Source organism: Pseudorhodoplanes sp. (assembly GCF_050250235.1).
Taxonomy (GTDB): Bacteria; Pseudomonadota; Alphaproteobacteria; order Rhizobiales; family Xanthobacteraceae; genus Pseudorhodoplanes.
In genome coordinates, this window is the sequence record NZ_JBFWPA010000045.1 from 45,886 (window position 1) to 52,149 (window position 6,264).

Sequence of the window (6,264 nt, forward strand, 5' to 3'; positions counted from 1 at the left end):
CGTTGCGGCTTTCTCCACGCCGCAGCGTCGGGGACCGCGTCGATGCCTCACCTGTTGGGCAATCGAAGCGGGTTGGGTCACCGCAAACAATTCGGTGGCCCGGCGACTGGCGGTGGAGGAGTCCTCGCCGTGCGAAAGCATGGTGTGCGCGCTGCTCGCGCAGCTTCCATCGCCGGTCGCACTCTTTAGGGTGTTGAGATGAACCTGACGCAAGCTCTTGTGCATGAACTGCTCAAGTACGATCCGCACACCGGGCAACTGACGTGGCGGCGTCGCTCGCGCAAGTGGTTCAAGAATAGCACTGACGGTCGCCGGCTTTGGAACATTCAGTTCGCTGGCAAGCCCGCGCTGAGCAAGGTCTGCGATGACGGCTACCTACGTGGAAAGCTGTTTCGAAAAAAGGCCTATCGCGCGGACACCATCATCTGGTTCTGGATGACCGGCGACTGGCCGAAAAGTATGGACCGCGAGGGTATCACGCACCTGAACGGCAACCGCAGTGACAACCGCTGGTGCAATTTGCACGACAAGGACGAGCCGGCGCGCGTGGACGGCACCATCGCGTTCATTGCCCGGCCGGTTCCGGTCAGGGCTGCTAGCTCGACCATTATCGAGGAGGAGCAGCGACGCCATGCCTGACCCTTTCGTTTTGGCATTTTTGATCTCGGTGGCATTGATCGCGCTGGCTACGCTCCGTGCCCGCTAACAAGTCCGACCGTCAGCCGCACGACTTAAGGCCGGTGATATCGGACGGCAGAGCGCCGATCAGTTGCAGCACGAAGCCAAATAGCAAAAGCGCGACGCCGACATAGGCGAGTTTGGCGCGGTAGACGATATCTTCCCGCAGACCCATCCACATATGCTTGCCCATTGACCAATTGTCTTCCTCAACCGGCTCTGCTTCGCCGTCCGCCTTGCGTCGCAACTTTTCATAATGCGCATCGATGTCATCGAGGCGTCGGTGGTAGTGACGCCAAAACATGATATGCCACTCGTAGACGATCAGGATGACGCCGACGATGTCGCTGGCCAAGCCCACGACGCTAAACCACTGCTGGCACATACCGTGATCCCCACCCCGCTTGATAGCGACTGAGGATGCGCCGTCTCAAGTCAGAGATCAATTCCAGCTTGGTTGCTCTCGGTTTCTCAAGATCGAATAATTTGGAATGTCATCTCCTGCCGGGCAACCCCGCTCGGCTTATGTAGGAGATCACGACATGTCCAAGAAGATTAACAACTCACAATGGATCGCCGCGCGCAAGACGCTCCCACCAATGGAGTCTGAGGCCGTGAGAAACTGGTTCGGTGACTTGGACCCAATGGTCCCGGTAAAGCTATTGGACATAACCTATGCAGCTAACTCGGTGCCGTCTTGCACGGGAACAATGCTCCCAGATGAAAAGGGGGGCTTCTACATTGATATTCCTCTTGATCCGCGATCGTACATCGCGGATCGATGGCTCAACTCGATCATGTTGGAACATGGGGAGGCGCTAGAGTCTCGCGGCATTTGCATCGACCATGATGAGCGCGGCAAACTTGTCATGGGTTTGACGTCCGAAGCAGGTGGTCTGTGTCAAAGCGACCAAAAGTATTTTTTTGAGTGGGTGCGGCGAGCAAAAAAGGCCATCGATGTTTTCTTCGATGCGAATGATTTGATGTGGGAAATGGGATAGAGAGTCGATGAACGAGAAAGGCCCGGGAGATGATCCCGGGCCTGTGCTTTGATGCTGCGAGCGGCGGCTAGTCGTCGAAGCCGTCGTCGATAACCTCGTCGAACTGCAGCAGCGCAGCCGACAGTGACTTCAGGCTGCGCGCCGAGACGGTCGAGATCGCGGACGTCGCGGTCCATAGATAGCCGGAGCGTCGAATACGCCAGACCACACGGCCGCCATAGCCGACAAGCTCCCCGGCGCGGAAGCCACTTCGCTCGATGTTGAGCAGACCGTTCATACGCGCCTCCCAAAGTCAGGCGCAGCGCGAAGCTCCCGGGTGATGCCACCGAGCCGCTTCTCTTGCCGATGAGCGTACAACCGCTCGCTCACCTCAAACGTCATGGCGCGGTAGACCGGCCGGTATTGGCCGTCGCTGCATCGGCTCCATTCGATTAGGCGGGGATCGGCTGCCATGACGGCGGCAAGCGCCTGCGGCCGGATCAGCGGGACGGTGACACCGAGCGCGCGTGCCGCGCTGATGCTTTGTTCGAGCACGTCGATTGCCTGCTCGCGGTCGAGCCGCACGACGGCGGCCGTCCGGAATCTTGATTGCATGTTGGAGGCTCCCTGCGTTGCGCCGGGTTACGCCCCGGCAACCGACGCATCGCTCCACGTGGCCTGCGCAGCGAGCGAACCTGACGAAGGCAGTCTCCAAAGCGTGTCGTCGCACGGAGAGGGGCTACCCTCGCTTGTCGTACGCGCCGGCAAGGCCTCGGCCACGGCCGGCCGCAAAGCCCGGGGATACCTCGGACGCGGCCCCTCCGCGGGGGACCGTGCCGGAATCGGGGCTTCAGCGGCTTAGCGTCGGCCGGACACCGGCCACACAGCGCCCCAACGTCGCGACGAATGGCCCCCGGGGGCGGCATCGGTAGCAGCCCGGCCGGTAAAACGCGCGTGTGGCCCGGAAAATGAGTTTCGGGGTTTTGCTGCGCGTCCCCGAACCAGCCCCTCGTGCGACCAGCCTGAAGCCGCTCGTCGCAAAAGCCTTTGAATTCGGGCCTTTGTTTACCCGAATGATTACCCGGAGAAATATTGCCAGACGGTGGTATTATTAGGCGGTCGCCATAAGCTATTGATATGCTTGTTTATTGTTGGTGAGCCCGATGGGATTCGAACCCATGACCTACTGATTAAAAGTCAGTTGCTCTACCGACTGAGCTACAGGCTCGTGGACCATCCCATATTCGGGATCCCCACAGACAGGGGCGGCGATTTCGGTTGAGGCCGCGCGCCCGTGCCGCGAACGGCGGGCCGACACATAAGCCCTGTTTGTCCCCGGGACAACGAAAAATGTCGGCCTTTTCCGCTGCCTTTGGCATCTGATCGTGCCGCGATGTTGCCGCATGGGCCACGGCAGGATTTACTGCACCGCAATTCCTTCCCCTCCGGAGCATGTCCATGCCGATCGTGAACCGTGTCGCCGAGTTTCACCCAGAAATTACTGCGTGGCGCCGGGACCTGCATGCCAATCCCGAACTGATGTTCGATGTGCACCGGACCGCGGCCTCGGTCGCCGACAAGCTGAAGGCCTTTGGCTGTGACGAGGTGGTGCAGGGTATCGGCCGCACCGGCGTGGTGGGCGTGATCAGGGGGCGCAACGACGAGACAGGCGGTCGCGCCCGGGTGATCGGCCTGCGCGCCGACATGGACGCCCTGCCGATCGAGGAGGCCACCGGGCTTCCCTACAAATCCACCGTGCCCGGGAAGATGCATGCCTGCGGCCATGATGGACACACCGCCATGCTGCTCGGGGCGGCCAAATATCTCGCCGAGACCCGAAATTTCGGCGGGACGGCAATTGTCATTTTCCAGCCGGCCGAGGAGGGCGGGGGCGGCGGCCGGGAGATGGTCAATGACGGCATGATGGAGCGGTTCGGGGTCGAGGAAGTCTACGGCATGCACAATTATCCCGGGATGCCGGTCGGACAATTCGGCATGCGGACCGGGCCGATCATGGCCGCGGCGGATTATGTGACGATCGAGATCGAAGGCAAGGGCGCGCATGCAGCGCGGCCCCATCTTGGTATCGACCCGATTCTGGTCGGCGCGCAGATGGTCAATCAGCTGCAGTCGATCGTGTCGCGCAATGTCGATCCGCTGGAATCCGGAGTGGTGTCGATCTGCGTGTTTCAGGCCGGCACCACCAACAATGTGATCCCGCAGACCGCAAAGCTTGTCGGAACGATTCGCAGCCTCACCGATGCGGTGCGTGACCAGCTCGAGACGCGCGTGAAGGAGATCTGCGAGGGCGTCGCCAGCCTTCACGGGGCGCGGGCGCGGGTCGGCTACCATCGCGGCTATCCGGTCACGGTGAATCATGCCGCGCAGACCGCATTCGCTGCAGAAGTCGCCACCGAAATTGCAGGCACCGACCGGGTCAACGAGCAGCTTGCGCCGATGATGGGCGCGGAGGACTTCTCCTATATGCTGAATGCGAGGCCGGGCGCGTTCATCTTCGTCGGCAACGGCGAGGCCAGTGCGGGGTTGCACCACCCCGCTTATGACTTCAACGACGAGGTCATCCCGCTCGGGTCATCCTACTGGGTGCGGCTGGTGGAAAAGGCGATGCCGGCGTAGGCAGCCGCGAATTTCATCCGCCCGGTGGGCGAGACCGCCCGCGTTGAGGGACGACGGCCATCCACGATACCGGTACGGCGCAATGCTTTGCAGACCCCGCCTCGGGTCGGCTTCTATTGTGCCGTCTCGGGCTGCTTTTCGCCAGACGATGCCTGCACTTCAGCAATGGCATTGGCAATTGCGGGAGCCTGCGCCGAGATCACGGCCGGGCGTCGGCGCAGGGCGGTGAGAGCACGCGGCTGAAGCTCGGTCCAGAACGCAAATTCGTTGATGCGGCGGCCTTCGATCGCCGCGAGCACCGCAGCAGACAGGAATGGCAGGCTCTGCACCAGCAGCACGAATGCGAACAGGTAGATTTCCGTGATCTGCAGGGGGTTGTTGGCAATCAGCACGATCGCGCCGACGATCAGCAGCGAACCAAGAACCAATTCCCAGAAGCCGTCGAACCGCACCGGCTTGCGGGCGCGGTTGCCCTTGGCGGTGCGGTTGAAGGGCAGGTGATCCTTGATCAGCCCGTCGGCCACCGCTCTCGCCACCGTGAGCTGCAGCGACATCGCCGCCAACACCGCACCGATGGTCTGCTTTTTGGGGATCGGCACGCGCAGCCGGTACAGCACGCTGAAATGGAGGATCGTCACCGCGAAGGCGGCGATGATCGGCACGGTGAGAATCTTGTCGGGGATGCCGATTTCGCCAAACGCGACAACCGGGACCCAGAGGAGATTGAAGAATGCGACCAGGACGCCGAGCGCCTCGGCACCAAGCCAAGTCAGCCAGCCGAGCAGGAAGGTCCGCTTCTGCTCGCGGTTGAGGCTGGATACGCCCGGCAGGAAGCGCCGCCAGTGCTTCTTTACGATCTGACAGCCGCCATACGCCCAGCGGTGTCGCTGCTTCTTGTAGGCGCCGAACGTGTCGGGCAGCAGGCCAAAGCCGTAACGGCGATTGGTGTAGTGCGTGGTCCAGCCGAGTTCGAGCATGGTCAGCCCGAGATCGGTGTCCTCGCAAATGGTGTCGCTCGACCAGTTGCCGGCCGCCTCCAGCGCTTCGCGGCGCATCAGGCACATGGTGCCGTGCACGATGATGGCGTTCTTTTCGTTGCGCTCCACCATGCCGATGTCGAAGAAGCCGGAATATTCACCGGCCATCGCGTAGTGCATGACGCTGCGGTCGCCGTCGCGGTGCTCCTGCGGGGCCTGCACCAGGCCGACCTTGGGGTCGGCAAAAGCCGGAACCAGGTCGGAAAGCCAACTCGGCGCAACCACGTAATCGGCATCGATGATGCCGATGATTTGCGCATCGGGCGCCGTATGGTCCAGCGCGATGCGCAGCGCGCCGGCCTTGAAACCGGCCACATTGTCTTCCCGCAGAAACTTGAAGCGATCGCCCAGCTTCGCGCAATGTTCGGCGATCGGCTCCCAGTATTTGGGATCCGGGGTGTTGTTGATGACGACGATGCACTCGAAATTCGGATAGTTCAGCCCGGCCACGGCATCGAGCGTGGCTTTCAGCATCTCCGGTTCTTCTTTATAGGCCGGAATGTGGATCGAGACCTTCGGGGCGGGTGCCGGCGCGTCGGGCGCGAGCGGCGGTGAATCGATCTGCAGCAGGCGGCGCGGCTTGCGACCGAAGGCGATGCCAGCGATCTCCTCGATCCGCGTCATGGCGATGAGGACCAGGGGAACCAGCAGTACAACGCCAAGGCCAAGCGCCAATGCCTCGCCCCACACGAAATAATGCCCCTTCCAGAACGCGAACACGGCCGCGAACCAGGCCCCGACCACGTGAGCGGCCGTTGCCAGAACCAACGCCTCCGACAGCGTTACGCTCATGGCCAGCAGCGGCAGCGAGAACAGCACGCCAAGCAGGATTGCAAGCAGCGCCAGCTTTCGGAAGTCCGGATCGAAGATGATGCCGCTCCAGGCAAATTTCATCTGCTGGGCGTCGTTGAACAGGCCCCAATAGGCGCCAA

General features: G+C 61.8%; 7 protein-coding genes and 1 tRNA gene. 3 read left to right on the forward strand and 5 right to left on the reverse strand.

Annotated elements, in window-relative coordinates; translation table 11 throughout:
* Positions 1 to 198 precede the first annotated feature (198 nt).
* The gene (locus tag AB7F49_RS19565; RefSeq protein WP_428525375.1) at positions 199 to 639 is read left to right on the forward strand and encodes an HNH endonuclease; all 441 of its coding nucleotides are present in this window, start codon (positions 199 to 201) and stop codon (positions 637 to 639) included.
* A gap of 79 nt (positions 640 to 718) precedes the next feature.
* Here the strand turns inward: AB7F49_RS19565 and AB7F49_RS19570 are convergent, their stop codons facing one another.
* Entirely contained in the window at positions 719 to 1,063 is a 345-nt protein-coding gene (locus AB7F49_RS19570; protein WP_428525376.1) for a hypothetical protein, read from the reverse strand.
* A gap of 157 nt (positions 1,064 to 1,220) precedes the next feature.
* Between AB7F49_RS19570 and AB7F49_RS19575 the strand changes: the two genes are divergently transcribed.
* Complete coding sequence (locus AB7F49_RS19575; RefSeq protein WP_428525378.1) at positions 1,221 to 1,679, forward strand: hypothetical protein; 459 nt, start codon at positions 1,221 to 1,223, stop codon at positions 1,677 to 1,679.
* 67 nt (positions 1,680 to 1,746) lie between these two features.
* Here the strand turns inward: AB7F49_RS19575 and AB7F49_RS19580 are convergent, their stop codons facing one another.
* The 3 genes from AB7F49_RS19580 to AB7F49_RS19590 all read right to left on the reverse strand — a co-directional run bounded on the left by AB7F49_RS19580 (position 1,747) and on the right by AB7F49_RS19590 (position 2,886).
* The gene (locus AB7F49_RS19580; RefSeq protein WP_428525379.1) at positions 1,747 to 1,956 is read right to left on the reverse strand and encodes a hypothetical protein; all 210 of its coding nucleotides are present in this window, start codon (positions 1,954 to 1,956) and stop codon (positions 1,747 to 1,749) included.
* Positions 1,953 to 2,273 carry a hypothetical protein gene (locus tag AB7F49_RS19585; RefSeq protein ID WP_428525381.1) on the reverse strand — a complete coding sequence of 107 codons (321 nt, stop codon included), beginning with the start codon at positions 2,271 to 2,273 and terminating at the stop codon, positions 1,953 to 1,955. The genes AB7F49_RS19580 and AB7F49_RS19585 overlap by 4 nt, the downstream gene beginning before the upstream one ends.
* 537 nt (positions 2,274 to 2,810) lie before the next feature.
* Positions 2,811 to 2,886 (reverse strand) — tRNA-Lys (locus AB7F49_RS19590).
* A gap of 230 nt (positions 2,887 to 3,116) precedes the next feature.
* Here AB7F49_RS19590 and AB7F49_RS19595 point away from each other — a divergent pair.
* Positions 3,117 to 4,295: a M20 aminoacylase family protein gene (locus tag AB7F49_RS19595; RefSeq protein WP_428525383.1), complete on the forward strand. Its 1,179-nt coding sequence runs from the start codon at positions 3,117 to 3,119 to the stop codon at positions 4,293 to 4,295.
* Positions 4,296 to 4,408: 113 nt separating this feature from the next.
* Here the strand turns inward: AB7F49_RS19595 and AB7F49_RS19600 are convergent.
* Positions 4,409 to 6,264, reverse strand: a 1,856-nt coding sequence (locus AB7F49_RS19600) for a glycosyltransferase (protein WP_428525385.1), incomplete at its 5' end; no start/stop codon positions are given.

Excerpts from the sequence above, each read along its gene's own strand:
- AB7F49_RS19565 (WP_428525375.1), top strand. The coding sequence starts at position 199 with ATGAACCTGACGCAAGCTCTTGTGCATGAACTGCTCAAGTACGATCCG.
- AB7F49_RS19570 (WP_428525376.1), bottom strand. The coding sequence starts at position 1,063 with ATGTGCCAGCAGTGGTTTAGCGTCGTGGGCTTGGCCAGCGACATCGTC.
- AB7F49_RS19575 (WP_428525378.1), top strand. The coding sequence starts at position 1,221 with ATGTCCAAGAAGATTAACAACTCACAATGGATCGCCGCGCGCAAGACG.
- AB7F49_RS19580 (WP_428525379.1), bottom strand. The coding sequence starts at position 1,956 with ATGAACGGTCTGCTCAACATCGAGCGAAGTGGCTTCCGCGCCGGGGAG.
- AB7F49_RS19585 (WP_428525381.1), bottom strand. The coding sequence starts at position 2,273 with ATGCAATCAAGATTCCGGACGGCCGCCGTCGTGCGGCTCGACCGCGAG.
- AB7F49_RS19595 (WP_428525383.1), top strand. The coding sequence starts at position 3,117 with ATGCCGATCGTGAACCGTGTCGCCGAGTTTCACCCAGAAATTACTGCG.